The sequence below is a fragment of the Pseudomonas sp. W2Jun17 genome (assembly GCF_023127795.1).
Classification (GTDB): Bacteria; Pseudomonadota; Gammaproteobacteria; order Pseudomonadales; family Pseudomonadaceae; genus Aquipseudomonas; species Aquipseudomonas synxantha_A.
In genome coordinates this window covers 124892-149700 of the sequence record NZ_SPKO01000003.1, presented here as the reverse complement: position 1 = coordinate 149700, position 24809 = coordinate 124892, and the positions used below count along the sequence as shown (strand labels likewise).

Genomic DNA, 24809 nt, shown 5'->3' with positions numbered 1-24809 from the left:
TGCGTACTGATGCAACACCGTTCTGCAACTGTCCACGCACGTTTGCACGATCGTCGATTCGTAGTCGCGAATAACGCCCAAGGATTGTCCGGTACTGGCACCGTGTTTCATTACCAAATCAAAGACGGCGTGATTTCGAGCACTTACCAGGGTGGCCGAATTCACGTGGGCACGCAGGTCGGGCGGGTGACCGGTGCAGAGACCATCGAGCTGCTATTTCAGTGCGTAACCCTGGAAGGTGAACTGCGCGCGGGGTGGTCACGTGGCACGGTAGGCGTGGATCACGCCGGGCGCACCACGCTGAGTTTCGTTTGGGGCTGGCTATCGGGTGCGATAGGCGGAGGGGAGTCTAGCTATGTCGAGATCACTGCTGCACCAGTTTCAGACTTTGCTTAAACCCTGAAAGCACCACAAGTCCAAGGTGGGAGGGGGCTTGCTCCCGATATAGGTGTATCAGCCAGCATAGGCAGTTACTGACAAACCGCTATCGGAGGCAAGCCTCCTCCCACATTTTGATCTTCATTGGTGCTGAAAAAGGGATGGGGTCAGGTCCACCAGTACCGCACAAGATGAAAGAAAATCGGCGCCGCAAAGCACACCGAATCCAGCCGATCCAACATCCCACCGTGCCCTTCGATCATGTGCCCCCAGTCCTTCACGCCGCGGTCACGCTTGATCGCTGACATCACAATCCCGCCGGCAAAGCCCAGCAAGTTGATCAGCAGCGCGATCAGGAACGACTGCCAAGGGTTGAACGGCGTGGTCCACCACAGCGCTGCACCGATCAGTGAAGACAACAGGATCCCGCCGACAAAACCTTCCACGGTTTTCGACGGTGACAGGTTAGGCGCGATCTTGTGTTTGCCGAACAGCTTGCCGCATACGTACTGCAGCACGTCCGAGAGTTGCACCACGATCACCAGGTAAGCGATCAACAACAGGTTACGGCCTTCGTAGCCGGGGATGTCCAACGTCAGCAGGGCCGGTACGAAGGACACGCAGAACACCGCGATCATCAGCCCCCATTGCACCTTCGAGGCACGTTCCAGGAAGTGTGTGCTGTCGCCGCCAAGGGAGGCGAGGATCGGTAGCAGCAAAAACACGTACCCCGGAATGAAGATCGAGAACAGCCCGTACCAGTCGGCGTAGATCAGCACGTATTGCAGTGGCAGGGCCAGGTAGAACGCGGCCACCAGGGCCGGGTAGTCGCTGCGCCGAGTCGGGGTGAGGGTGAGGAATTCGCGCAGGGCGTAGAACGACACCGCGTAGAACAGCAGGATCACCGCGCCGGTGCCGAGCCAGAAGGCAACGCCGATCACTACCACCATGACCCACCACGCGTTGATGCGGGCGTTGAGGTTGTCGATGACTGCGTTGGGGCTGCCACGGGTGCGCAGCTTGAGGATCAGGCCGATCAGCGAGGCGATGACCAGGATCGCGCCGATGCCGCCGAACAACATCAGGGTTTGGCTATCCATTTCAGGAGTGCTCCGGGGCGAGGGCGAGCAGGGCATCGCGGGTACGGGCGAGGAATGCGGCTTTGTCTTCACCTTCCCCCAATTGCAGGGGCGCACCGAAGCTGGTTGTGCATAACAACGGCAGTGGCAATACGCGACCCTTGGGCATGACCCGGTTGAGGTTGGCTATCCACACGGGGACCAACTCGGCCTGTGGGTAACTTTTTGCCAGGTGATACAAACCGCTTTTGAACGGCAGTAAGCCATCCTCCAGATTGCGCGTGCCTTCAGGAAAAATGATCAGCGAGTCACCGCCTTCCAGAGCCGCGAGCATGGGCAGCAATGGGTTATCCACAGGCTCTTTGCGCTCGCGGTCGATCAGCACGCCATTGAACACCCGGTTGATGATGTAGCGGCGCAGCGCGCTCTTGTTCCAGTAATCGCTGCCGGCCACCGGGCGTGTGAATTTGCGCAGGTTCTGCGGCAGCGACGCCCACACCAGCACGAAGTCACCGTGGCTGCTGTGGTTGGCGAAATAGATGCGTTGCACCGGTACTGGCGCGCACCCCAGCCACAGGCTGCGAGCGCCGGTGACGGTGCGGGCCATGGAGGTAATCAGCGTGGCGACCACGGGTTCGAACATGGGAATTCCTTATCCGGCGAAAGGCAGCCAAGGGCTGGCGAGGATGACGCCCAAGGTCAGCAGCGCTTGCGCGCCCAGCAACCAGGCTTGTTTACGCAACAGTTTAAGGGCGCCACGGCGGCGTTCGGTCCACGGCCGACCGGCTCGCTTGGACGATTGCAGGCCGAGGGTTTGCAGGGCCTGGTCAAGGTCTGGAGTGCGGGTAACGTCGCGGGCCAGCATGGCGAACAGGTCGGCGTCGAAGGCCACTCGCAGCGCCCAGTACTTTTGCAGCAGGCCCAGCACGATCATCCACAGGGCCAGCAGCAGGCAGATCGTCGAGATACTGGCCAACAACAATTGGGCGAGGCCGAACAGTATGCCGAGCAACGTCAGGCCTGTGGATAACTGATCCAGGGAACGGCCACGGCGTAGCAGGCTGGCAACTATCTGGAGTTCCATATCAGGGTGCATGGTGCAAACCCTCCAACGCTTTACGGTGTGCGGGGTGCAGGACCACAGTGGCCCGTGCTGTACGAATAATAGCCAGTGCTTCATCGACCGTGGCGGCTCGGCCAGTATTCAGCAGCCAGGCGGCGACAGCAGTGGCGCTACGGGAGTAACCGAGGGCGCAGCACACCAGCAAGGGGCCGCTCGTTCGCAGGCGTTCAATGGCGTGTGCGGCTTCCAGGCATTCGTCGGCTGTCGGGGTGACGAGGTCCAGTACCGGCACGCAGGCATAAGCGCGGCCCAGTGGATTAATCGGCAGTTCGGCGCACAGATCGACAATGGCCCTGAGCGAGCCCTGCTCGCTGGCCGTAGGAATGCGCCCCAGCCAGACGTTATCCACAATCAGGTCCGGCTGTGGATGTTTGCGTGTCCACAGCCGCGAATTGACCCACGCACCCGCTAAATAAGGCGCATACAACCAGCGGGCTGCAGGCGTAAGGCGGCCATCCGCACGTTTTTGAAAGCCCGACGCGCCGATCACAAGGTAGTTGGCGGTGATCAAACCCAGGGAAACCGCTGGCCACAGCAGCCACAGCCAGCCGCCGCCCAGTACCAGGGCAAGTGCCAGCAGTAATAGCGTGCCCAGCCCGTAGCGCACAGCCAGGCGCCAGCGTTGGGTATCCCGCGTCAACTGCGCACTCAACAATGGGCTCGGGTGCTCCACTGGCCATAACCACACGCACAGCCACCCCGCGAGGGCGCCTGTGGGTAAGTCGATAAAGTGATGTTGATAAGTAGTCAGCACCGAGATGCCGATCAGCGCAAACCAGCCGTTCACCACCCAGCGCCAGACCCCCTGGGTGTGCCGCTGGTACATGACCCACAGGATCACCAGCAGTGCGATATGCAGCGAAGGTGCCTGGTTGAACGGTTTGTCGAAACCGGCCAGCACCGCGAATAGCCAGCCAAACACCCCGTCCAGCTCTGGCCGCTCAAAGGTGAAGCGCAGCGGCCAGATCAGGAAGCAGCTGACGGCAATCACCTGCGCACTCAGCAGGCGCAGTGCATGTTGTTTCAGCTCATGCCGTGTATTGGGCAGCAGCAGAGAGAAGCCGTAGAGCAGGTCGATGGACCAATAGGGCACGATGGTCCAGGCCCAGAACGGCATATGGCTTTCCCAGCCGAACACCAGCGTGCCGACGTCGCTGCGCTGGCTGGTGACCCAGGTGGCGAAGCCGTAGGTGCTGAAAAACAGCGGCGCCAACAGCAGCAGCCAGAGCACCGCTGGTTTCAATAAACCGGGTTCGCGCATGTTCAGATCTTCTGTGCCAGGGACACAGTGAAAATGCCCCACTCATCCACGCGCTGGGTGATCTTGCGAAAGCCCGCGGCTTCAACCAACTGGTCCATTTCCGCCTGGCTGCGCCGACGCATCACCCAGGCCTGGCCCTGGCGGTGGCTGGTGAGCGCGCGGGCAATCAGCTCCAACTGCGGGTGCCACGGCTGCCCGGTGTAGACCAGGTAACCCCCCGGCTCCACGGCGTCGGCCAGCCCCGCCAGTGAACCACCGACCATGGCGTTATCGGCAAACAACTCATACAACCCGGACACCACGGCCAAGGTCGGCTTGGGGTCCAGGGCAGCCAGGTCGGCGCGGTCGAACGCATCGCCTTTGATGAACTGGGCGATGTCCCCCAAGCCCTTCTCGCGAATCAGCGCGCCACCGTCGCGCACGTTGATGTCGCTGTAGTCGCGCAGCAGGATCGACTCCGGCAACGGCGATACGCCCTGCAAGGCTTCAAGGATGTAACGGCCGTGGCCGGCGGCGATATCGACGATACGGACCTCGCGGTGCTCGTCACGCAGCTTGGTCATGGCCAGGCGCAGCAGTTCCTCGACGTTCAGCTTGCGCTGGCGAATACCGCGCCAGCCAATGGAGTTGAGGTAGTTGGTGTCGATCATCCGCCCCAGCCCGCCCTTGCCGGTAGGCTTATTGCGATACACGTAGTCCAGCGTGCTGCCGGAGTCGAAACCGGTGTCGAAGCCCAGTTTCACGCCGTCCGACAGGTTCTTGCCCAGGCCCATGCTGGCGCGGGTCATGCGCCAGTAGAGGTCGCGCAGGGAATTGCGTGGCAGTGGCGCGGCAAGGGATTCGGATTCGGCGCAGGTGGCGCCAAGTTTGTCGGCGTCCAGTAGAGAGGCGCGGTCCAGCGGGTGTACGAAGTTCTGCAGGATAAAGCGTTTGGCGCTGCTCACGGCCACGGCTCGGTCACGTTCACCGAGGGTGTCGTGGAAAAACCCAGGGAGGATATGCAGCTCTTTTTTCAGGCTGCCGAGGCGGTCGAAAAATTGCTGCTGGGGTTTACGGTGCACCACAAAATCGGAGCCGGAGATAAGCAACTGGGTCGGCACCTGGATCGCCTGGGCGTCGGCTACAACCCGGTCGGCCGCTTCGTACAGACCCAGCAGCACATTCACCGAGATGGCTTTGGTGATCAGCGGGTCGCTGTCGTAGGACGCCACACGTTCCGGGTCATGGCTGAGGAACTTGGCCTTGACGTAGCTGTTGACGAAAAAGTTGCCGCGAAACCTGCGCATCAAGGCCAGGCCCGGGCGGGCGAAGGGCACGTACAGCTTGACCTTGAAGGCGGGCGAGGCGAGCACCAGGGCGCGGATTTTTGGCGCGTAATCGTGGACCCAGGTGGCCGCGATCACCGCGCCGACGCTTTGGGCGATCACGGCCAGGTTTTGCTCTTCGATGCCGTAGGTGGCGCCGATATGGTCGCAGAAGGTCTGCACATCACGGGCACTGGTGGCAAAGCTGGGGCTGTCGCCGCGCTCGCCGGGGGATTGGCCGTGGCCGCGGGCGTCCCAGGCGAAGAAATCAAACCCCGGCAAGTCCAGTTCATCCACCAGGTGGGCAATACGTCCGGAGTGCTCATGGCCGCGATGGAACAACAGGATTGCCTTGCGCGGCCCGGCGTCTGCCGTGGCCGGCCAGTGCCGGTAGAAAAGCTCGACGCCATCATGGGTACTGAAGGTGTGCTCTTGCTGTTCGCGCATCGCAAATTCCTTATGCAGAAGGGGGAGTTTGTGGCTGTTCTTTGAGGCCCTGGCGCACCCGGTTGACCAAGGTATAGGCGAGCATGGCGGCGACCAGCCACATCACCGCCTCGACCCAACCGGCGCCGAGCCAGCCCAGCGCCACGCCGGTGGCCAGTACACCCAGTACAAAAGCCCGATCACTCTTGCCCATCGGCCCGTCATAGCGACGCGATGCGCCCACCATCGGCCCCAACACACCGGCGTACTCGCTGAAGACCGCAAGCAGTGTCACCAGCACCACTGGCACCGGGCTCACGCCGGGGATCAGGGCAAAGGGCAGGATCAGCGCGCTGTCGGCGATCACATCGCACAGTTCATTGAGGTAAGCGCCGAGGCGTGACTGCTGGCCGAATTCCCGAGCGAGCATGCCGTCGATGGCGTTGAGGGCCATGCGCACGATCATCCATAAAGGAATCAGCGCAAACAGCCAGAGGTGTTGGGCGAAGCCTGCGATCAACAACCCCACCAGCAGGGAAATAACGCCGGCCAGCACGGTGATCTGGTTGGCGGTAGTGCCGTTGTCGTAGAGGCGCTGCACAAGCGGGCGCAGCAGGTTTTGAAACCGCGGTTTGAGTTGGTAGATGGAAATCATGGGGTGGCGCTTCCTTGTCCGTGAACCCGCGAAAAGCTGTTTCGGAGTGTGCCGATTAATCGCAGCCGACACCAGTGATGGCTCGTGTTTATAGGGGGTTAGTCACACTCCAGAGAGCACAGCAAAACAAATGTGGGAGGGGGCTTGCCCCCGATTGCGGTGTATCAGTAACTAATCAGTCGACTGACACACTGCCATCGGGGGCAAGCCCCCTCCCACAAGGGATTCAGAGTGGATGCAAAAGCGAACAAAAATTTCACGCTTCGTGTTATATCGTAACGAATTGTGTGCAAGTGGGCATTGAGCGGATGCAGGTGGATTTAGAAGCTGACGGCGCCTCCGTAGAAGGCCTGGCGCGTTTTCAGCAAGGGCTGTTCCATGCCCGTCGGTTACGCCAAGCGGGTATCAGCCTGACGACCCTGGCGATCAGCGGATGGGTGTTGGCGCTGTTCGTGGCGTTGTTTGCGCCACTGTCGATCTGGCCGGTGGTGTTGATCAACTGCGCTTCGGCCCTGCTGCTGTTGGTGGCCGGGTTGCAGTCGGCCTGGTGGGTGGCTGATTGGCGTGCCCAGGCGATGGAGGTGCCGAGCGCTGAGTTGATTGAGCAACCCATTGAGCCCACTGCCTGGCACAAGGGGCTGATCAACCGTTTCGGCAACGGCCTGCTGGCACAGGTTGGCGCACCGGTGCTGTGGTTGGCCGGCTGGTCGTTGATGGCGTTGGTCAGCGTTATCCAGTTCTGGGACCTGGCCTTGCCTGCTGCGGCCATCGGTCAGTCCGCCAGTATCGGTGCGGCGCTGGCATTGGGGCTGGCTTTTGGCTTGCTGGTGTTCGAACGTCGCCTGGCCCAGGAAACCGCCGCCCAGTGGCCGGAAGCTTCACAGCTGGCGCAGTTGAGTCGGGTGGCGATTATCTGCCTGGTGCTGAGTGCCATCTGCCTGTTGTTTGCCAATGCCGAGTCGGTGTGGCCGCTGCGTCTGGCGACACTCGTCGGCCTGTTGCCGGCGCTGGTGGCGCTGGAGTTCCTGCTGCGGGGCGTGCTGTCGCTGTTCAGCCCGCGCCAGCCGCGCCTTGAGCCGCGCTTGATGGCGCAGAGTTTTATCGCCGGCCTGCTGCGTTGGCCGCCACAACCGTTGCTGGCGTTGCAGCATGAATTGCACAACCGTTTTGGCATCGACCTGCGCCAGATCTGGGCCTTCACCTACATGCGCCGGGCTTTCCTGCCGGTGTTGCTGGTGGTGCTGACGGTAGGTTGGGCGCTGACCGGCGTGCATGAAGTCCCCCTGCAAGGGCGTGGGATTTATGAGCGCTTCGGCAAACCGGTCGAGGTGTTCGGCCCCGGCCTGCATACGGGTTTGCCGTGGCCGCTGGGTCGCGTACTCAACGTGGAGAACGGCGTGGTGCATGAGTTGGCGACCAGCGTCAGCGAAGCCGCCACACCGGAGCTGGCCGCTGCCGAAGGCCCGGCGCCGTTGATTGCCAACCGCCTGTGGGACGCCAGCCATGTGAATGACAAATCCCAGGTCATCGCCAGCAGCAGCGGCGATAAGCAGGGCTTCCAGATCGTCAACATGGACGTGCGATTTGTCTACCGCATCGGCCTCACCGACCAGGCTGCGCTTGCCGCCACTTACAACAGCGCGGACATACCTACCCTGATCCGCAGCACCGCCAGCCGCATCCTGGTGCATGACTTTGCCTCGCGCACCCTCGACGAATTGCTCGGTGAACAACGCACCAGCCTCGCCGACGAGATTGGCCGCACGGTGCAAGCAGACCTGCACACCCTCGACAGCGGGGTGGAAATCCTCGCCACGGTGGTTGAAGCGATCCACCCACCGGCTGGCGCCGCCAATGCTTACCACGGTGTGCAAGCCGCCCAGATCGGCGCCCAGGCACTGATCGCCCGTGAACGTGGCGCGGCCAGCGAGCAGACCAACCAGGCGCTGCTGCAAGCCAGCACCGTCCGTGATCAGGCCCAGGCCGGCGCCCGCGAAGTGAATGCCGGCGCGCAAGCGGCGAACCTGCGCTTTGCCGCCGAACAAAAAGCCTATGCCGCTGCGGGCCAGGCTTTCGTGCTGGAACAGTACCTGAGCCAACTGAGCCTGGGCCTGGCCCACGCCAAGCTGCTTATTCTGGATCATCGTTTGGGCGCCGACAGTGCGCCGACGATTGATCTGCGTTCTTTTACTTTGCCCGCCGATCCACTGGCGCCGCGCAAAGCCGTTCAATAAGGAGTCTGTCTGTTGAGCGCTCATTCTCACGATCACGGTCATCACCATCATCACGGCCACCACCATCACCACCATGGTGATGAACAAGCGGCCGGGCCTTTCCCTTGGCGGCGCATGGCCTGGGCGGCGTTACTGGTGCTGTTTGCCGTGGCAGCGGCGAGCCTGGTGCAGGTGCGCTCCGGCGAGGCCACGGTGATTACCCGCTTCGGCAACCCCGCGCGAGTGCTGTTGGAGCCGGGCCTGGGCTGGCGCTGGCCGGCGCCATTCGAAGCGGCGATCCCGGTGGACCTGCGCCTGCGCACCACGTCCAGCGGCTTGCAGGATGTGGGCACCCGCGATGGCCTGCGGATTATCGTGCAGGCCTATGTGGCGTGGCAGGTGCAGGGCGATGCCGACAATGTGCAGCGCTTCATGCGCGCAGTGCAGAACCAGCCGGACGAAGCGGCGCGGCAGATCCGCACCTTCGTCGGCTCGGCGCTGGAAACCACGGCGGCCAGCTTTGACCTGTCCAGCTTGATCAACACCGACGCCAGCCAAGTGCGCATCGCCGATTTTGAAGCGCAGTTGCGCCAGCAGATTGATCAACAATTGCTCGCCACCTACGGCGTGCGCGTGGCGCAGGTCGGCATCGAGCGCCTGACATTGCCTTCGGTGACACTCACCGCCACGGTTGATCGTATGCGCGCCGAGCGGGAAACCATCGCTACTGAACGCACCGCCGTGGGCAAGCGCGAAGCGGCGCAAATCCGCTCCGCCGCCGAGCGTGATGCGCGCATTGTGCAGGCCGATGCGACGGTGAAAGCCGCCGATATCGAAGCGCAATCGCGGGTAGAAGCCGCGCAGATTTATGGCCGTGCCTACGCGGGTAATCCGCAGCTGTACAACCTGCTGCGCTCGCTGGATACCTTGGGCACGGTGGTCACGCCGGGTACCAAAATCATCCTGCGCACCGACGCCGCGCCGTTCCGCGCCCTGGTGGATGGGCCGAAGGACATCCAGCCATGAGCGAACGTGGCAGTCCCGACAGCCCTTGGATTCAGGCCGGGCGCCTGACCTTCCTGGCGCTGTACGCGGTCACTGTGTTGGCGGCGTTGGCCTGGGCCTTTTCCAATGTGCGCCAGATCGACCCGCAGAATCGCGCGGTGGTCCTGCACTTCGGCGCCCTTGATCGCATTCAGAACGCCGGGCTGTTGCTGGCCTGGCCGCAGCCGTTCGAGAAGGTGGTGTTGTTGCCGGCGGCGGACCGGGTGATCGAGCGCCGAGTGGAGAACCTGCTGCGTTCCGATGCGGCGTTGCAGGCTGATCGCGTGGCCAGTTTCGCTACGCCGTTGAGCGATGCCCTGGCCGGTTCCGGCTACCTGCTGACCGGCGATGCCGGGGTGGTGCAGTTGGATGTGCGGGTGTTCTACAAGGTGACCCAGCCCTATGCCTTCGTGTTGCAGGGCGACCACGTGTTGCCCGCGCTGGATCGGTTGGTGACGCGCAGTGCCGTAGCCCTGACGGCAGCGCGGGATCTGGACACCATCCTGGTAGCACGCCCGGAACTGATCGGCAGCGACAACGGCGCCGCCGAACGCCGCGAGCGCCTGCGCGGCGATCTGGTGCAAGGCATCAATAAACGCCTGGCCGAGTTGGCTGCCAGCGGCTTGGGCCTGGGCATCGAAGTCACCCGCGTCGATGTGCAATCGAGCCTGCCGGGCCCGGCGGTGAATGCCTTCAACGCAGTGCTGACTGCCAGCCAGCAAGCGGATAAAGCGGTGGCCAACGCCCGCACCGAAGCGGAAAAACTCACCCAGACCGCGAATCAGGAGGCTGACCGCCAGGTGCAAGTCGCCCACGCCCAGGCCAGCGAACGCTTGGCCAATGCCCAGGCGCAAACCGCTACCGTCGCCAGCCTCGCCCAGGTCAAAGACCCCGGCTTGCTGTTGCGCCTGTACCGCGAACGCCTGCCGAAGATTCTCGGCCAGGCGGGTTCCGTGACCACCGTCGACCCCAAAGACGACTCCCGCTTGATCATCCAGGGAGCCGAACAATGAGCGCACCCATGCTGACCTCGGCCGAACAGCGCAGCGCTGCCCGGCAATTGACCCTGGCCATGCTCGCCCTTGGGTTGCTCGTGCTGGGCCTGGTATGGCTCTGGCTGGCGCCGGATCAGAACGGCGTGAGCCAATTGCTGCTGGGGGTGGCATCGCTGTTGGTGGCGGTGCCGGTAATGCGTTCGGCCTGGTACAGCCTGCGCTTTCCCAGCTTGCACGGCATCACTGACCAACTGATTGCCCTGGCCATGCTTGGCGCTTGGGCCACCGGCGATCTGCTCACCGCCGCGTTGTTGCCGATCATCATGATCTTCGGCCATGTGCTGGAAGAGCGCAGCGTGATCGGCTCCCAGGAGGCGATCCATGCCCTGGGCAAACTCACCCGCAGTCACGCCCGTTTGGTACAGGCTGACGGAACCATCACCGAAGTGGATAACGCCACGCTGAACCCCGGTGATATCGTCGAAGTGCGCGCCGGCGACCGCGTGCCGGCCGATGGCGTGGTGCTGTCCGGCCAGGCGAGCCTGGACACGGCACCAATCACCGGTGAGTCGGTGCCGTTGGAAGCCAGCGCGGGTGTGCAGGTGTTTGGTGGCGCGATCAACCTTGATGGTCTGCTGCGCCTTGAAGTGACGCGCACTGGCAACGAATCGACCCTGGGCAAAGTCATCGCACTGATGCAGAACGCCGAGCGCTCCAAGCCGCCGATCACGCGGCTGCTGGAGCGTTATGCCGGTAGCTATATGGTGTTGGTGCTGTTGCTGGCGGCGGTCACCTGGTTCGTCACCAACGATGCGCAGGCGATGCTGGCGGTGCTGGTGGCGGCGTGCCCGTGTGCCTTGGTGCTGTCGGCGCCGGCCACGGCGATTGCCGGGATCGCCGTGGCGGCGCGTCATGGGATTCTGATTCGCAGCTCGGCGTTTCTCGAAGAATTGGCTGACCTGACCTCGTTGGTGGTCGACAAGACCGGCACCCTGACCTTTGGCACCCTGCGTTTGCAGTCCATCGAGACCACCGCACCGGATCGCCAGGAGCTGCTGAACCTGGCGGCCAGCCTCGGCTCGGCGAGCAGTCACCCGGTCAGCCGAGCGTTGGCGGGGTTGGCGACTCAGGAGCAGTTACTGGCGCTCACCGACATTCGCGAGCGTCAGGGCCTGGGCGTGGTCGCACAGACCGAACAGGGCGAAGCGGCGCTGGGGCGGCCGGAGTTGTTCGAACAATTGGGCATCGTCACCAGCGGCGTTCCCAGCCATGACGGCCCTATTGCCGGGTTGGCGTTGAACGGCGAGTTCCTGGCCTGGCTGTTGCTGGCCGACAGCGTCAAGCCGGAGGCGCGCCAGGCCCTGCAAGAGTTGCGTGATTTGGGCCTGGGCCGCCAGTTGCTGCTGACCGGCGACCGCCAAAGCGTGGCCGACAGCCTGGCGCTGGAGGTGGGCATCAGTGATGTCGAAGCCCAAGCCTTGCCGGAAGACAAGCTCAACCGCGTGCTGGGTGAAATCAGCAGCGGCTTCCGGCCGATGGTGGTGGGCGATGGCATCAATGATTCGTTGGCGCTCAAGGCCGGTGTGGTTGGTGTGGCGATGGGGGCGGGCGGTGCCGATATCGCACTCGCATCGGCGGACGTGGTGTTGATCGGCAGCGACTTGCGCCGCCTGGGTACCTGCGTGCGCTTGAGCCGCCAGTGCCGGCAGACGTTGCAGGTGAACGTGATCATCGGCCTGGGCTGGACGTTGGCCATTGTGGTGTTCGCGGCCTTTGGCTGGCTGGGCGCGGCGGGTGCCATGATTGCGGCGGTGCTGCATAACCTCAGTACCTTGCTGGTGCTGGGTAACGCTGGGCGGTTATTACGCTTCCAGGAGCCGCTGTTGAAGCTTGATGAATAATTTCAGAAATATTTGCACACGGCTGTAACGCCGATGGGGGGCCTCACTCTAGTGGTGTGTCGAGACTGAACAATCCGTTCGGACCGACTTCACCACTGATCATGAGGAATACAACAATGAGCATTAAATCCGCTGCTGCTGGCGCCGCCCTCGCGATGGCTGCCGCCACTATGTTTGCCGGTGTGGCCACCCAGGCACACGCAGCCGATGCCACTGTGCATTGCTATGGCGTCAACGCTTGTAAAGGGCAGAACGACTGCAAGACCAAAGATCACGCGTGCAAAGGTCAAGGTTCCTGCAAAGGCCAGGGCTTCCTGTCCATGAGCAAGGCGATGTGCGACGAGAAGGGCGGTACCGTCGGCGAGTAACGGCAACCGAGTGCAACCGCAGCGACCGCCCCCCGTCGCTGCGGACACTTTTCCTGGAGCGTCTTATGCCCACTTCTTTTTCGAGCCTCGGTTACGGCCTGGGGTTGCGCAGAGAGTACTACCAGCAGATCCTCGAACAGTCGCCGGCCGTGGATTGGTTCGAAGTGATCTCCGAGAATTATCTGGTGCAGGGCGGCAAAGCCTTGTACTACCTGGATGCGATAACCGAGCGTTACCCCGTGGTAATGCACGGGGTGTCCTTGTCCATCGGTGGGCCCCATGCCCTCGATACCGATTACCTTGCGCAAATCAAACAGCTCTCCGAGCGCATCCAGCCGGCCTGGATTTCCGATCACCTGTGCTGGAGCCGCGGCAGCGCGCATCAGCTGCATGACCTGCTTCCGCTGCCCTACACCGAAGAAAGCCTCTATCACGTGGCCGGTCGTGTGCGTCAGGTGCAGGACGTGTTGCAGCGCCCGCTGGTGCTGGAAAACGTCTCCAGCTATGTGCGCTCCAAGGCTGATGAGTTCACCGAGTGGGAGTTCCTCAACGCTTTGGCCCACCTGAGCGGGTGCCAGTTGCTGCTGGACGTGAACAATGTGTATGTGAGTGCGCGTAACCATGGCTTTGATGCCTGGACGTTTATCCGCAACCTGCCGCCCGAGAGCATCCGCCAACTGCACCTGGCCGGGCATATGGACTACGGCGACTATGTGGTCGACACCCACGACCATCCCGTGTGCGACCCGGTGTGGGCGCTTTACCAACAGACCCTGGAGCATTTGGGGCCGGTGTCGACGCTGTTGGAGCGCGATGATCATTTCCCGCCGTTCGAAGAATTGCTCACTGAGTTGAGCAAGGCCCGCGAGCTGGCAGCCAGTGCCCTGGCCAGGAAATCGCTATGCGCCTGATCGACTGGCAATTGGCTTTTGAAGAGCACCTGTTATCTGAACCTTGCGCGGCCAACAGCAGCTTTGCCGCCACCTTGCTGGGGGGGCCGACCCTGGATGTGGACACCGGCCTGGCGATTTACCACAACGCCTATCTGTCGCGATTGAAGGAAGTGCTGTGCCATGACTTCAGCGCTATCCGATATTGGCTGGGGGATGATGAATTTGCCGCGCTGAGCGAAGCCTACATTCGCCGTTACCCCTCGGCCCACTACAGCCTGCGTTGGCTCGGTGAGCGCTTTTCGATGTTTATCCTTGAGCACTTGGTCGCAGAACACAGTGCGCCGCTGGCTGAGTTGGCGCGCCTGGAGTGGGCGTTTACCCTGGCGTTCGATGCACCCCAGGGTACGCCGCTGACCGTGAATGACATGGCGCAATTGGCGCCTGGGGACTGGCCGGCGCTACAGGTAAGCCTGGCGCCTTCAGTGCAGCATTTGCTGTGCCGTTTCAACACGGTGGCGATCTGGCGAGCCAGCAAGGATGCATCGGGTTTTCCCGGCAGCAAGGCGCTGGACCCGATGCAAATCTGCCTGGTATGGCGTCATCAGAATGTGTGTCACTACCGCAGCCTGGAGCCGGACGAGGCCTGTGCACTGGCAGGGATGGTGACTACCGGCTGGAATTTTTCAGAACTGTGCGCAGAGTTGGCAGTCACTTATTCAGAGGGTGCGTCGCTGCAAGCGGCCACATGGCTGAAACAGTGGATCCAGGACGGTTTGCTTGAACTCCGAGCCCCATAGAGACGTGCTATTAAATCGATAGCCTCCTACTTTGTCTTCGGATGGTCTACCCTCACTCCAGACGTCTGAAACAAGGGGGGATTACTCATGCTCGCGCAACTTCCACCGGCCTTACAGAATCTTCAGCTACCGTTGCGTCTTCGACTCTGGGACGGCCATGAATTCAACTTGGGTCCTGAGCCCAGTGTGACGATTGTGGTCAAGGACCCCACGATGGTGTCCAAGCTGACCCACCCAACGCTCGATTCACTGGGCGAAGCCTTCGTCGAAGGCAAACTGGAGCTGGAAGGCTCCATCACCGAGGTGATCAGGGTATGTGACGAGTTGAGCCACGCCTTGATCGATGACGACGAAGGCAGCCGTCCGGTGCGCTCGATCCACGACAAGGCCACCGACGCGGCGGCCATTTCCTACCATTACGACCTGTCCAACGAGTTCTACCAACTATGGCTGGATCAGGACATGGCGTATTCCTGCGGTTATTTCGAAACCGGCAGCGAATCCATCGACCAGGCCCAGCAAGACAAATTCCGTCACCTGTGCCGCAAACTGCGGCTGCAGCCGGGCGAGTACCTGCTCGACGTTGGGTGTGGTTGGGGCGGGCTTGCGCGGTTTGCGGCGCGGGAATTCGGAGTCAAGGTGTTTGGTATCACCTTGAGCAAGGAACAGCTGGCGCTGGCCAGGGAGCGGGTGAAAGCCGAAGGCCTGGAGGATCAGGTCGACCTGCAACTGCTCGACTACCGCGACCTGCCCCAGGATGGCCGCTTCGACAAAGTGGTGAGCGTGGGTATGTTCGAACACGTCGGCCACGCCAACCTGGCACAGTACTGTCAGACCCTGTTCGGTGCCGTGCGTGAAGGCGGCCTGGTGATGAACCATGGCATTACCGCCAAACATACCGATGGCCGCCCGGTAGGCCGAGGCGCCGGGGAGTTTATCGAGCGCTACGTATTTCCCAACGGCGAACTGCCTCACCTGGCGATGATGACTGCCGAGATCAGCGAGGTCGGGTTGGAAGTCGTGGATGTCGAAAGTTTGCGCTTGCACTACGCCCGCACGTTGGACCATTGGAGCGAGCGCCTGGAAGACAATCTGGAAGCGGCGGCAAAGATGGTGCCGGAGCAGGCGCTGCGCATCTGGCGGCTGTACCTGGCCGGTTGCGCTTATGCGTTTGCCCGGGGCTGGATCAACTTGCACCAGATCTTGGCGGTCAAACCCCATGCCGATGGTGGTCATGAACTGCCGTGGACGCGGGAAGATCTCTACCGCTGACCCGATTTTCCAGAACACTGAAGATCCAAATGTGGGAGGGGACTTGCCCCCTCCCACATTTTCCCTGCGTTGTCTGTTAGAGAATCGGTGAGATCAAGCGCGCCACCCGCATCCCCAACTGTTGCAGGCGTCGCGTCTCGCGGCTTTCTTCCTGACTGACTTCATGGGACAGGGCAAAATCGTCCAGCAGCATGTGTTCAACCTGGCTGGCGAAAGCCTCATCCACTGTCAGCAACATCACTTCGAAATTCAGTCGGAACGAACGGTTGTCCATGTTGGCGCTGCCAATGGCGCTGATTTCGCTGTCTACCAACACCACCTTCTGATGCAGAAACCCGGGCTTGTAGCGGAACACCCGCACACCTGCGCGCACGGCTTCGATGGCGTAAAGGCTGGAGGCGGCATATACGATGCGGTGGTCGGGCCGCGATGGCAGCAACAGGCGCACGTCCACCCCGCGCAATACCGCCAGGCGCAGTGCGGCGAATACGGCTTCGTCGGGGACGAAGTACGGGCTGGTAATCCATACCCGCTCGGTCGCGGCGTGGATGGCCTCGACGAAAAACAGCGAGCAGGTTTCATAGGGGTCTGCCGGGCCACTGGCGAGCAGTTGGCAGAGCACGCCGTCTTCGGGGTAGGCATCCGGCAGGATCAGCGGCGGCAGTTGCCGCGCCGCCCAGAACCAGTCTTCGGCAAACGACTCCTGAAGGCAGGCCACCACTGGGCCGGTGACCTGTACATGGGTATCGCGCCATGGCGCCAGCGGCGGCTTTTTGCCCAAGTACTCATCGCCCACATTGTGCCCGCCGACAAAGCCGGTGATACCGTCCACCACCACGATCTTGCGATGGTTACGGAAGTTGACCTGGAAACGATTGAGCCAGCCGCTGCGGGTGGCGAACGCCTTGACCTGCACCCCGGCGTCGCGCAGCGATTGTACGTAGCGATGGGGTAGGGCGTGGCTGCCGATGCGGTCGTACAGCACATAAATGTCGACGCCCTGGGCGGCCTTTTCCTTCAATAGCACCTGCAATTGGCGGCCAAGCTCATCGTCATGGATGATGAAAAACTGGAACAGCACGGCGGTCCTGGCGTTGCGAATCGCCTCGAAAATCGCGCCAAAAGTAGCCTCGCCATTGATCAACAGGCGCACTTCATTATTGGCCAGACACGGCATGCGCCCGAGCTTGGGCATGGCTCGCAGGGAGGCATAGGCACTGGAGTTGCGCGCCGCGAGCGCTTCCTCTACCCACGGGCGCCAATTCAGTTCGGCGATCGCCGTGTGCATTTCCTGGTTGGCCTGGCGACGGGCCTGGATGTACGCGTCGAAGGTGCTGCGGCCGAAGATCAGGTAAGGGATCAGCGTCAGGTAAGGCATGAACATCAGCGACAAGGCCCAGGCGATCGAGCCTTGGGCGGTGCGGACAGTCAGTACCGCGTGAATTGCGGCGAGGCTCCCGAGAACGTGCAGCGTGGCAATGAAGTAGGCGAGCAGGTGCGGGCCAAAGAAATCCATGAACGACGTAACTCCAGGCAGTCCAGTGCGTAACAGACCATGAACCGCTGCGAATGTCGCTATTTTATTTGCCGTGCAACACTGGCCGCTTTACGACGTCTAACGCCGACAATTACCCAGGAGTTACCCGATGAATGCTCGTCTGCTAGGTTTGGCCATGGTTGTTGGGTTGTCGCTGCCGGTGGCGGCGCAGGCGCAGATGCTGGCGCCGGGCTTGTGGGAATTGACCACCAGCAATATGAAAGTCGATAACCAGGACCTGCCGGACCTGTCGCTGATCCTCGGTCAGCTCAAGCAACAAATGACTCCTGAACAGCGCGCCATGCTCGAAAAGCAAGGCATCAACATGGCCGGTAAGGGTGTGCAGGTGTGCCTGACCCCAGCCCAGGTTGCCACCGATTCCATCCCGCTGACCGACCCGCAATCGGGCTGCAAGCAGGAAGTGACTGACAAGACCGGCAACCAATGGAAGTTCCGTTTCAGCTGCCCCAAAGCCCAGGGCACTGGTGTAGCGACCTTCCAAAGCCAGAAGGAATTCACCACCACCGTCAACGGTACGTTCAATGCCACCGGCATCCAGCAGAAGGGCAGCCTGGACAGCCACGCTCAGTGGCTGGGCAACGATTGCGGTACGGTCAAACCCCGCGCTTAACGCAGAAAATGCAGGGGCAAGCCCTGGCAACTGTCGACCACCTGGCCGTTGTGCCAGGCCAGGTGGCCGGACACCAGCGTGGTGCTCACGCTGTGACGAAAGCTGCGCTCTGCAAAGGGAGTCCAGCCGCAACGGGCGAGAATCGGTTGGCTGCTGACCGGTTTGCCCTGAGGCTCAGGTTTGATCAACACCAGATCGGCCCAATAGCCTTCACGCAGGTAACCGCGATCAGGAATGGCAAACAGGTCGGCCACACGATGACTGGTTTTCGCCACCAGTGTGGTCAGAGGCAAATGCCCGTCGGCCACCAACTCCAATAGTGCCGGCAGGGCGTGCTGCACCAGGGGCAAACCCGAGGGTGCTTCACGATAGCCCAATTGTTTTTGCGCCCAGGTATGCGGCGCATGGTCAGTGCCAATCACATCCAGACGATCACTTAATAACGCCAGGCGCAGCGCGTCGCGGTCGGCGCGTGTCTTGATGGCCGGGTTGCATTTGATCTGGTGGCCGAGGCGGTGATAGTCGCGATCGTCGAACAGCAGATGATGCAGGCAGACCTCGGCGGTGATGTGTTTTTCGGCCAGGGGCTTGTCTTCGAACAACGCGAGTTCACGGGCGCTGGTCAGGTGCAGCACGTGCAGTCGCGTGCCGTGGCGCTGGGCCAGTTCCACGGCATACGATGACGAGCGATAACACGCTTCGGCGTCGCGGATCAGTGGATGAGCGACAGCGGGAATGCGCTCGCCAAAACGCTCGCGCAAGCGTTGCTCGTTGGCCAGGATGCTCGGAGTGTGTTCGCAGTGCGCGAGCAGAATGGTCGGCACGTCGGCAAACAAACGTTCCAGAATACGTGGGTCGTCCACCAGCATGTTGCCGGTGGAGGCGCCCATGAACACTTTGACTCCAGCCACTTCACAGGGGTCGAGGCCGGCGACGATATCCAGATTGTCGTTGCTTACGCCAAAGTGAAAGCCGTAGTTGGCCACTGAGTGCAACGCAGCACGGTGCTTCTTATCGGCCAAGGCTTGCAGGTTCAAAGTGGCTGGCTGGGTGTTGGGCATGTCCATGAAGCTGGTGATACCGCCGGCCACCGCGGCACGGGATTCGCTGTAGAAACTGCCTTTGTCTGGCGCGCCGGGTTCGCGAAAATGCACCTGGTCATCGATCATTCCCGGCAGCAACCACTGGCCTTTGGCGTCGATTTCCACCGGTTCGTCAGCGCCTTCAATGCTGGCGGCAATCTTCTCGATACGGCCATTGGCGACCAGCACGTCGGCGTCGAATACCTGGCCCTCGTTGACCAGGCGGGCGTTGCGTATCAGCAGGCGACTCATGGTTCAGAACTCGTTTTGCAAGGCTTTGTAGCCGCGCACCAGGTCGACGTTGGTGCGTGCCACGTCTTCGGAAAACTCCGAGGCACTGACACTCACCGGCGGGAATTGCGACAGGTCGGTGTTAGGCCCGATGCGGGTGGTGGAGGGCACGTAGAAGGCCGCGGGCAGGTCGCGGCCATCGACCACCGAGTTGTGGCGCACCACGCAGCCATCGCCGACGGCGCAATTGAACAGCACGCTGTTGAAGCCGATGAACACGCGGTCGCCAACTGTGCAGGGGCCATGGACGATGGAACGGTGGGCGATAGAGGTGAACTCGCCAATAGTCACCGCCGCGCCGGACTTGGAGTGGATCACCACACCGTCCTGGATGTTGGAGTTCGCGCCGATCGTGATCGGGTCCATGGCGCCGCTGGCATCGACTTCGTCGGCGCGGATCACGGCGTAGGGGCCGACGAAGACGTTCTCGCCGATGATGACCTTGCCGCAGATGATCGCGGTCTTGTCGACGTAGGCTGACTCGGCAATGATCGGCAGGTCACCTGAAGGGTTTTTGCGGATCATGGTTTGCTCAACGCCGCGCACAGGGTGTTCAGGTTGTATTCGAACAGCCCGATAAAGGTGCTGGCCGGGCCTTGAGCGGCGAGGGCGTCGGAGTACAGCGTGCCGCCTATCTGCGCGCCGCTTTCATCGGCAATCTGCTTGAGCAGGCGCGAGTCCTTGATGTTTTCGATAAACACGGCTTTGACCTTGTCTTTACGGATCTGGGTGATCAGCGCGGCGACTTCGGCGGCCGACGGGTCACGCTCGGTAGACAAGCCCTGGGGCGCGAGGAATTGGATGCCATACGCCTGGCCCAAATAGCCGAAGGCGTCATGGGAGGTGACGATGCGGCGGTTGCCTGAAGGCAGTGCAGCGAACTTGGCTTTGGCCTCAGCCAGCAGGCTGTGGATTTGCTTAAGGTAAGCCTGGCTGTTGCGCAGGTAGTCGGTTTTATTGGCAGGGTCGGCGGTCACCAATGCCTTGGTGATGTTGCTCACATAAATTTCGGCGTTGGCCAGGTTGTGCCAGGCGTGTGGGTCGGGAATGGTCTCGCCGTCTTCCTCCATGGTGTGCGAGATCACGCCTTTGCTGGCGGTGACGACCGTAGCGGTGGTTTCAGTGCTGGTGACCAGGCGATCCAGCCACGGCTCGAAACCTAGACCGTTCTTGATGATGACCTTGGCCTTGAGCAGCGCTTTGGCGTCATCCGGTGTGGGTTCATAGGTATGAGCATCGTCGTCCGGGCCGACCATGTTGCTGATCTGAATATGGTCGCCACCGATCTGGTGGGTGATGTCATCGAGAATACTGAAGCTGGTGACTACCTGGAGTTTGTCTGCGGCGTGAGCCATCGACAGCGGCAGCAACAGACTGAACAACACAAGAAGAGCGCGCATCGGGAAACACCTCATGAGGATGTAGGCAAAGGTGGGCGGCGCAATAAGCCATGCACCGGACCGAATACCACGGACAACACATATCCAGCGCCCGCCACCAACACGATCGCCGGGCCGCTGGGCAGTGAGTAGTAGAACGACAGCAGCAAACCCAGCCACACCGACAGGCATCCCAGCACCGCCGATACTGCGATCAACACCGGCAGGCGTCGGCTCCAGAAGCGTGAAGCGATGGCCGGCAGCATCATCAAACCCACCACCATCAGTGCGCCGATGGCTTGAAAACCGATCACCAGGTTCAGCACCACCAGGGTCAGGAACAGGCCGTGGGCCAGTGGGCCAAGGCGGCTGACGGTTTGCAGGAACAGCGGGTCAAGGGTGTCGAGCAGCAGGGGTTTGTAGATCAGTGCCATGGCGATCAGGCTGAAGCTGGACACCCAGAGCATTCCGGTCAGTGTGGTTTCGTCCACGGCCAGGGCGGAGCCGAATAACAGGTGCAGCAGGTCCAAGCGTTTGCCGGCGATGCCAAGGATCAGTACTCCGGCCGCGAGCGAAATGGGGTAGATGGCGGCGAGGCTGGCGTCTTCGCGCAGGCCGGTGCGGCGGGTGATCCACGCCGCCAGGCCGGCCATGCTCAGGCCTGCGCCGAGGCCGCCGAGGGTCAGGGCGGGCAGGCTTAGCCCTGCGAGCCAGAAGCCCAGTGCGGCGCCCGGCAGAATGCCGTGAGCCACGGCGTCACCGATCAGGCTCATGCGTCGCAGGATCAGGAACACGCCCAAGGGGGCGGTGCTACATGCAAGCACCAACCCGCCGATCAGTGCGCGGCGCATAAACACGAAATCCTGAAATGGCATCCACAGGTGAGCGGTGAGGTGCATCAGGCCACCTGCATCTGTGGTTGCGGGCGGATCAGCTCTTTGCTGGGGCCGAACACGCAGCCGGTGTTTTTAAGCTGCAGCACGTGCTGGGTGTGGTGACGCACGGACGCCAAGTCATGACAGACGACCACCAGCGTGCGGCCTTGGTTGTGCCAGGTATGGATGTGTTTCCAGCACAGTGCCTGGCCGTCTTCGTCGAGGGCGGCGTGGGGTTCGTCGAGCAGCAGGATGGGGGAGTCGGCCAGGCTCATACGGGCGAGCAGGGCGCGTTGCAGTTCGCCACCGGATAACGCCATCAGCGGGCGCTGTTCCAAACCGCTGAGACACCAGTCGTCCAATACGGCGTGCAGGCGCTCGTTGCGTTCATGTGAATTCAGCTGGGTGCCCCAGAAGCCGGCAGCCACCAACTCTTGCAAACTGATCGGAAACTGACGATCCAGGTGCTGTTGCTGGGGCAAGAACGACAAGCCGCCGCGACGTGGAACATCGACACGCACCTTGCCCGTCAGCGGCTTTTGCAACCCGGCGATCACTTTGACCAGGCTGCTCTTGCCGGTGCCATTGGCGCCGATAATCCCTGTGAGGCTACCTTTTTCCAGCGTCAGGTTCAGCGCCGGCGTCAGTGGTTGGCCGGGGGCGCCCCAGCGCAAAGCATGGCAGGTAATCATGCAAAGTCTCTCGTCCAACGGCTTTCTGCCACCGCATCGTGGGCGTGCAGGCTTTCAGCGTGGATCACTTTGAGGTGGAAGGCTTTGACGGCATCCGAGCGCTTCAAGGCGAGGTTCAAGCGGCGAGCGGCATCTTCGCAGAACATGAGGTTCTGTCCGTTAGCCAGGGCGAACGCTTGTTCATCCGCACGTTTCACAGCGGTTTGTACGGCAGTGCCCAGAGCTGCTTCGGCAGCGTTGATCAAGTCGACTATCGCCAGATCGTCACCCTGCAGCTGAACGTTTAACTGCGCGGTACTGCGTTGGCTATGGGGCGTGGCCACAATACCGTGGGCGCTGCCCAGCCAGCTCAACACGTCTTCATGCTGCAGAGATGTGTGGGCAAAATCTTCGAGAAACTGCTGCTGAATCAGCTGTCTGGCCAGGGCAGCGGAGCAAGGGCACGTTGAGGAATAAGTAACGTCAATTTTTAGTTCCACGTGGAACATCTGATTTTCCAGACGCGCTTCGATGCTGACCGGATAGCTTTTCCAACCCTCCAAAGGGCTGACCAGCGCAGGGCGCTTTAACAACAGATTTGTGTGAATACGCAGGTAGGCGTTCTTAGATAAATCTTCATGTGTGTCGAGAAAACGCTGCAGTACATTACGCAAAAGTGCAGATGTAAGGGGTTGCTGTTCGAGCATTTCCAACGCCAGGTAGAGGCGTGACATATGAATGCCACGGGCCGTGCCGTCGTTCAGGCTTACGCCCGCATCGGCGGTAGCGGCCAGGTGTTGGCCGCCGAGCAACACAGGTAGGGCAATGCCGCACATGCCCACCCAGTCGAGTGGCAAGGCTTGGCGTGAAGCCTGCGCGGCGATATCCGGCAGAGTCAGCGCATTCATGAGCAGGTCCATCGTTGGAAATGATTAGTCATGTTATAGTATAACAATAACTGCCACGATGAAATTTCTGTCCCAGCCTTTGTTCAGTCCTGTCGAGTAGGGATGCTCCTTTATCTGCGGTATATGTCATGTACAGACGTCAGCTCCTTAACCTACTGCTTGTCAGCCCCTTGTTCACGTTGCCTTTGGGGGCCTACGCCACGCAGATCCGCAATGCGCGGCTGTGGCGTTCGGACGATAAGCTGCGGCTGGTGTTCGACCTTAGCGGCCCGCTGCAATACAAGACGTTCTCCCTGACGTCGCCGGACCGCCTGATCATCGACTTGAGTGGCGCCGGCCTCAGCGGCGACTTTTCCCAACTGGCGCTGAAGAACAGTGGGATTACCTCGATCCGCTCCGGGCATTTCGGCAAGAGCGATACGCGTATCGTCCTGGATTTGGTCGCGCCGATGCAGCTCAACAGTTTTGTGCTGCCGCCCCAGCATGGCCAAGGCCATCGCCTGGTATTGGACCTGACCAACGCCACGCGCGCGCGCCGTCAAATCGCTGCTGAACCCGCGCCCTTGGTGGTGCCGGCGGACAAGGCGCATCCCAAACGCGACATCATTGTGGTGGTTGACCCCGGCCATGGCGGCAAAGACCCGGGCGCCGTCGGCTCCAAGGGCCAGCGCGAAAAAAATGTGGTGCTGTCGATCGCCCAGTTGCTGGCGAAACGTTTGAAACGTGAAAAAGGTTTTGCCGTAAAGCTGGTGCGCAACGACGACTTCTTCGTACCGCTGCGCAAGCGCGTGGACATCGCCCGCAAGCACAAAGCCGATATGTTCATCTCGGTGCACGCCGACGCCGCGCCACGGCTTACTGCATCGGGCGCTTCGGTGTATGCGTTGTCGCAAGGCGGTGCCACCTCTGCCACGGCGCGGTTCATGGCCCAGCGCGAGAACGGCGCAGACCTCTTGGGCGCCACGACGTTACTCAATTTGAAGGACAAGGACCCGATGCTGGCCGGAGTAATCCTCGACATGTCCATGAACGCCACCATCGCCTCCAGCCTGCAACTGGGCAGCGCGGTATTGGGCAGCCTGCAAAGCATCACCAGCCTGCATCAGAAGCGGGTGGAACAGGCAGGGTTCGCGGTGCTCAAGTCACCGGACGTGCCTTCGATCCTGGTGGAGACCGGGTTTATCTCCAATGCACGGGACGCCCAGCGGCTGGTGACGGCGCGTCATCAACAAGCGGTGGCGGATCGGCTTTTTGAAGGGTTGAAACAGTACTTCCAGAAGAACCCGCCCATCAACAGTTACATGGCTTGGGTGCAGGAACAGCAGAAAACCCAGGCTTAACAGCCGGTCATTCGGTTACAGGTGAACTTGGCGCTGGCGCCGCCTGAACTGGAAAACCGGTTGATGGTGGTCCAGCCCACGCGACGTGTGTAGCCAACCCACGCCTCGCCATCCGATGCCAACCCGGTGAAGAACGTCAGTTGCCCGTAGCGGCTATTGGTCTGTGCCCAATAGCGTTTGCCGATCACTTCGAAACCGCGCAGGTAAGTGATGTTGCCCGCAGTCGCCACGCTGTAGGCATTGCCCAGCGGGTCCACGCAAGCCAGCAGGGTGGCGCTGCGGGTGCAGTTGGCCAACGGGCTTGGGACTTGGGCGCAGGCAGGTCCTGCGGTTGCCAATAGCAGGGCGCACAGCACGTATCTCATCGTGTTTCTCGGGGGGCGAAA

Annotated in this window: 25 protein-coding genes; 11 read left to right on the top strand and 14 right to left on the bottom strand. The window is 61.5% G+C overall.

The features are described from left to right. Nucleotides 1-9 precede the first annotated feature (9 nt). Complete coding sequence (locus E4O98_RS01625; protein ID WP_248133999.1) at nucleotides 10-396, top strand: hypothetical protein; 387 nt, start codon at nucleotides 10-12, stop codon at nucleotides 394-396. Between the two features lie 149 nt (nucleotides 397-545). On the opposite strand, the gene E4O98_RS01620 is transcribed toward E4O98_RS01625, so the two are convergent. The 6 genes from E4O98_RS01620 to E4O98_RS01595 are packed head-to-tail and all read right to left on the bottom strand — an operon-like array spanning nucleotide 546 to nucleotide 6226. Continuing rightward, complete coding sequence (locus E4O98_RS01620) at nucleotides 546-1478, bottom strand: phosphatidate cytidylyltransferase (protein ID WP_248133997.1); 933 nt, start codon at nucleotides 1476-1478, stop codon at nucleotides 546-548. 1 nt (nucleotide 1479) lies between these two features. Beyond that, the gene (locus tag E4O98_RS01615; RefSeq protein ID WP_228309152.1) at nucleotides 1480-2100 is read right to left on the bottom strand and encodes a lysophospholipid acyltransferase family protein; all 621 of its coding nucleotides are present in this window, start codon (nucleotides 2098-2100) and stop codon (nucleotides 1480-1482) included. A 9-nt stretch (nucleotides 2101-2109) separates the two neighbouring features. Further along, nucleotides 2110-2553: a hypothetical protein gene (locus E4O98_RS01610; RefSeq protein ID WP_032878622.1), complete on the bottom strand. Its 444-nt coding sequence runs from the start codon at nucleotides 2551-2553 to the stop codon at nucleotides 2110-2112. Then, the gene (locus E4O98_RS01605) at nucleotides 2543-3841 is read right to left on the bottom strand and encodes a phosphatase PAP2/dual specificity phosphatase family protein (protein WP_248133995.1); all 1299 of its coding nucleotides are present in this window, start codon (nucleotides 3839-3841) and stop codon (nucleotides 2543-2545) included. Before E4O98_RS01605 ends, E4O98_RS01610 begins: the two co-directional genes overlap by 11 nt. Nucleotides 3842-3843: 2 nt before the next feature. Beyond that, on the bottom strand, nucleotides 3844-5592 hold the full coding sequence (locus E4O98_RS01600; RefSeq protein WP_248133989.1) for a bifunctional alpha/beta hydrolase/class I SAM-dependent methyltransferase: 1749 nt from the start codon (nucleotides 5590-5592) through the stop codon (nucleotides 3844-3846). A gap of 10 nt (nucleotides 5593-5602) precedes the next feature. Next, nucleotides 5603-6226, bottom strand: coding sequence for a CDP-alcohol phosphatidyltransferase family protein (locus E4O98_RS01595; RefSeq protein WP_248133120.1), 624 nt, complete (start codon nucleotides 6224-6226; stop codon nucleotides 5603-5605). 308 nt (nucleotides 6227-6534) lie between these two features. Here E4O98_RS01595 and E4O98_RS01590 point away from each other — a divergent pair, with 308 nt between their 5' ends. The 8 genes from E4O98_RS01590 (at nucleotide 6535) to cfaB (ending at nucleotide 15709) form a co-directional block, all read left to right on the top strand. Then, nucleotides 6535-8460 (top strand): protease modulator HflK, encoded by a 1926-nt coding sequence (locus E4O98_RS01590; RefSeq protein WP_248133987.1) that lies wholly within the window; start codon nucleotides 6535-6537, stop codon nucleotides 8458-8460. Between the two features lie 9 nt (nucleotides 8461-8469). Next, on the top strand, nucleotides 8470-9465 hold the full coding sequence (locus E4O98_RS01585; protein ID WP_164699557.1) for a protease modulator HflC: 996 nt from the start codon (nucleotides 8470-8472) through the stop codon (nucleotides 9463-9465). Next, a complete protein-coding gene (locus E4O98_RS01580; protein WP_248133985.1) occupies nucleotides 9462-10496 on the top strand; it encodes a protease modulator HflK in 1035 nt (344 codons plus the stop codon). Before E4O98_RS01585 ends, E4O98_RS01580 begins: the two co-directional genes overlap by 4 nt. Continuing rightward, on the top strand, nucleotides 10493-12379 hold the full coding sequence (locus E4O98_RS01575) for a cation-translocating P-type ATPase (protein WP_248133983.1): 1887 nt from the start codon (nucleotides 10493-10495) through the stop codon (nucleotides 12377-12379). Before E4O98_RS01580 ends, E4O98_RS01575 begins: the two co-directional genes overlap by 4 nt. Before the next feature lie 116 nt (nucleotides 12380-12495). Beyond that, entirely contained in the window at nucleotides 12496-12747 is a 252-nt protein-coding gene (locus tag E4O98_RS01570) for a hypothetical protein (protein ID WP_078822679.1), read from the top strand. 65 nt (nucleotides 12748-12812) lie between these two features. Then, entirely contained in the window at nucleotides 12813-13658 is an 846-nt protein-coding gene (locus E4O98_RS01565; protein WP_248133981.1) for a DUF692 domain-containing protein, read from the top strand. Beyond that, nucleotides 13649-14437, top strand: coding sequence for a DNA-binding domain-containing protein (locus E4O98_RS01560; protein ID WP_148853766.1), 789 nt, complete (start codon nucleotides 13649-13651; stop codon nucleotides 14435-14437). Before E4O98_RS01565 ends, E4O98_RS01560 begins: the two co-directional genes overlap by 10 nt. 87 nt (nucleotides 14438-14524) lie before the next feature. Continuing rightward, nucleotides 14525-15709 carry a C17 cyclopropane fatty acid synthase CfaB gene (cfaB, locus tag E4O98_RS01555; RefSeq protein ID WP_005792585.1) on the top strand — a complete coding sequence of 395 codons (1185 nt, stop codon included), beginning with the start codon at nucleotides 14525-14527 and terminating at the stop codon, nucleotides 15707-15709. 76 nt (nucleotides 15710-15785) lie between these two features. Here cfaB and cls read toward each other — a convergent pair whose 3' ends face one another. Next, on the bottom strand, nucleotides 15786-17225 hold the full coding sequence (gene cls / locus E4O98_RS01550) for a cardiolipin synthase (RefSeq protein WP_005792584.1): 1440 nt from the start codon (nucleotides 17223-17225) through the stop codon (nucleotides 15786-15788). A gap of 130 nt (nucleotides 17226-17355) precedes the next feature. On the opposite strand from cls, the gene E4O98_RS01545 reads away from it, so the two are divergent. Then, nucleotides 17356-17877 (top strand): DUF3617 domain-containing protein, encoded by a 522-nt coding sequence (locus E4O98_RS01545; protein WP_005792583.1) that lies wholly within the window; start codon nucleotides 17356-17358, stop codon nucleotides 17875-17877. Here the strand turns inward: E4O98_RS01545 and E4O98_RS01540 are convergent. Genes E4O98_RS01540 through folE2 form a run of 6 tightly spaced genes read right to left on the bottom strand, consistent with a single transcriptional unit; the run spans nucleotide 17874 to nucleotide 23083 of the window. Next, complete coding sequence (locus E4O98_RS01540) at nucleotides 17874-19211, bottom strand: dihydroorotase (protein ID WP_078822676.1); 1338 nt, start codon at nucleotides 19209-19211, stop codon at nucleotides 17874-17876. The genes E4O98_RS01545 and E4O98_RS01540 overlap by 4 nt on opposite strands. Before the next feature lie 3 nt (nucleotides 19212-19214). Continuing rightward, nucleotides 19215-19775, bottom strand: a complete 561-nt coding sequence (locus E4O98_RS01535) for a DapH/DapD/GlmU-related protein (protein ID WP_103734111.1) — start codon at nucleotides 19773-19775, stop codon at nucleotides 19215-19217. Further along, nucleotides 19772-20650, bottom strand: coding sequence for a metal ABC transporter substrate-binding protein (locus E4O98_RS01530; protein ID WP_248133979.1), 879 nt, complete (start codon nucleotides 20648-20650; stop codon nucleotides 19772-19774). The genes E4O98_RS01535 and E4O98_RS01530 overlap by 4 nt, the downstream gene beginning before the upstream one ends. 11 nt (nucleotides 20651-20661) lie before the next feature. Continuing rightward, a complete protein-coding gene (locus E4O98_RS01525) occupies nucleotides 20662-21528 on the bottom strand; it encodes a metal ABC transporter permease (protein WP_032878642.1) in 867 nt (288 codons plus the stop codon). After that, nucleotides 21528-22196, bottom strand: a complete 669-nt coding sequence (locus E4O98_RS01520) for an ATP-binding cassette domain-containing protein (protein ID WP_032878643.1) — start codon at nucleotides 22194-22196, stop codon at nucleotides 21528-21530. The genes E4O98_RS01525 and E4O98_RS01520 overlap by 1 nt, the downstream gene beginning before the upstream one ends. Beyond that, nucleotides 22193-23083, bottom strand: coding sequence for a GTP cyclohydrolase FolE2 (folE2, locus tag E4O98_RS01515; RefSeq protein WP_248133977.1), 891 nt, complete (start codon nucleotides 23081-23083; stop codon nucleotides 22193-22195). Before folE2 ends, E4O98_RS01520 begins: the two co-directional genes overlap by 4 nt. A gap of 128 nt (nucleotides 23084-23211) precedes the next feature. Here folE2 and E4O98_RS01510 point away from each other — a divergent pair, with 128 nt between their 5' ends. After that, nucleotides 23212-24423 (top strand): N-acetylmuramoyl-L-alanine amidase, encoded by a 1212-nt coding sequence (locus E4O98_RS01510; RefSeq protein WP_248133975.1) that lies wholly within the window; start codon nucleotides 23212-23214, stop codon nucleotides 24421-24423. Here E4O98_RS01510 and E4O98_RS01505 read toward each other — a convergent pair. Beyond that, entirely contained in the window at nucleotides 24420-24788 is a 369-nt protein-coding gene (locus E4O98_RS01505) for a hypothetical protein (RefSeq protein ID WP_032803757.1), read from the bottom strand. The genes E4O98_RS01510 and E4O98_RS01505 overlap by 4 nt on opposite strands. Nucleotides 24789-24809: the final 21 nt, after the last annotated feature.

Bases quoted from the DNA above. Each gene is read 5' to 3' on its own strand.
- E4O98_RS01505 (WP_032803757.1), bottom strand. From the start codon at position 24,788: ATGAGATACGTGCTGTGCGCCCTGCTATTGGCAACCGCAGGACCTGCC.
- cls (WP_005792584.1), bottom strand. From the start codon at position 17,225: ATGGATTTCTTTGGCCCGCACCTGCTCGCCTACTTCATTGCCACGCTG.
- E4O98_RS01590 (WP_248133987.1), top strand. From the start codon at position 6,535: ATGCAGGTGGATTTAGAAGCTGACGGCGCCTCCGTAGAAGGCCTGGCG.
- E4O98_RS01525 (WP_032878642.1), bottom strand. From the start codon at position 21,528: ATGCACCTCACCGCTCACCTGTGGATGCCATTTCAGGATTTCGTGTTT.
- E4O98_RS01600 (WP_248133989.1), bottom strand. From the start codon at position 5,592: ATGCGCGAACAGCAAGAGCACACCTTCAGTACCCATGATGGCGTCGAG.
- E4O98_RS01560 (WP_148853766.1), top strand. From the start codon at position 13,649: ATGCGCCTGATCGACTGGCAATTGGCTTTTGAAGAGCACCTGTTATCT.
- E4O98_RS01615 (WP_228309152.1), bottom strand. From the start codon at position 2,100: ATGTTCGAACCCGTGGTCGCCACGCTGATTACCTCCATGGCCCGCACC.
- E4O98_RS01535 (WP_103734111.1), bottom strand. From the start codon at position 19,775: ATGATCCGCAAAAACCCTTCAGGTGACCTGCCGATCATTGCCGAGTCA.
- E4O98_RS01510 (WP_248133975.1), top strand. From the start codon at position 23,212: ATGTACAGACGTCAGCTCCTTAACCTACTGCTTGTCAGCCCCTTGTTC.
- E4O98_RS01595 (WP_248133120.1), bottom strand. From the start codon at position 6,226: ATGATTTCCATCTACCAACTCAAACCGCGGTTTCAAAACCTGCTGCGC.
- E4O98_RS01610 (WP_032878622.1), bottom strand. From the start codon at position 2,553: ATGCACCCTGATATGGAACTCCAGATAGTTGCCAGCCTGCTACGCCGT.
- E4O98_RS01605 (WP_248133995.1), bottom strand. From the start codon at position 3,841: ATGCGCGAACCCGGTTTATTGAAACCAGCGGTGCTCTGGCTGCTGCTG.
- cfaB (WP_005792585.1), top strand. From the start codon at position 14,525: ATGCTCGCGCAACTTCCACCGGCCTTACAGAATCTTCAGCTACCGTTG.
- E4O98_RS01620 (WP_248133997.1), bottom strand. From the start codon at position 1,478: ATGGATAGCCAAACCCTGATGTTGTTCGGCGGCATCGGCGCGATCCTG.
- E4O98_RS01575 (WP_248133983.1), top strand. From the start codon at position 10,493: ATGAGCGCACCCATGCTGACCTCGGCCGAACAGCGCAGCGCTGCCCGG.
- E4O98_RS01580 (WP_248133985.1), top strand. From the start codon at position 9,462: ATGAGCGAACGTGGCAGTCCCGACAGCCCTTGGATTCAGGCCGGGCGC.
- E4O98_RS01545 (WP_005792583.1), top strand. From the start codon at position 17,356: ATGAATGCTCGTCTGCTAGGTTTGGCCATGGTTGTTGGGTTGTCGCTG.
- folE2 (WP_248133977.1), bottom strand. From the start codon at position 23,083: ATGAATGCGCTGACTCTGCCGGATATCGCCGCGCAGGCTTCACGCCAA.
- E4O98_RS01625 (WP_248133999.1), top strand. From the start codon at position 10: ATGCAACACCGTTCTGCAACTGTCCACGCACGTTTGCACGATCGTCGA.
- E4O98_RS01565 (WP_248133981.1), top strand. From the start codon at position 12,813: ATGCCCACTTCTTTTTCGAGCCTCGGTTACGGCCTGGGGTTGCGCAGA.
- E4O98_RS01520 (WP_032878643.1), bottom strand. From the start codon at position 22,196: ATGATTACCTGCCATGCTTTGCGCTGGGGCGCCCCCGGCCAACCACTG.
- E4O98_RS01570 (WP_078822679.1), top strand. From the start codon at position 12,496: ATGAGCATTAAATCCGCTGCTGCTGGCGCCGCCCTCGCGATGGCTGCC.
- E4O98_RS01530 (WP_248133979.1), bottom strand. From the start codon at position 20,650: ATGCGCGCTCTTCTTGTGTTGTTCAGTCTGTTGCTGCCGCTGTCGATG.
- E4O98_RS01540 (WP_078822676.1), bottom strand. From the start codon at position 19,211: ATGAGTCGCCTGCTGATACGCAACGCCCGCCTGGTCAACGAGGGCCAG.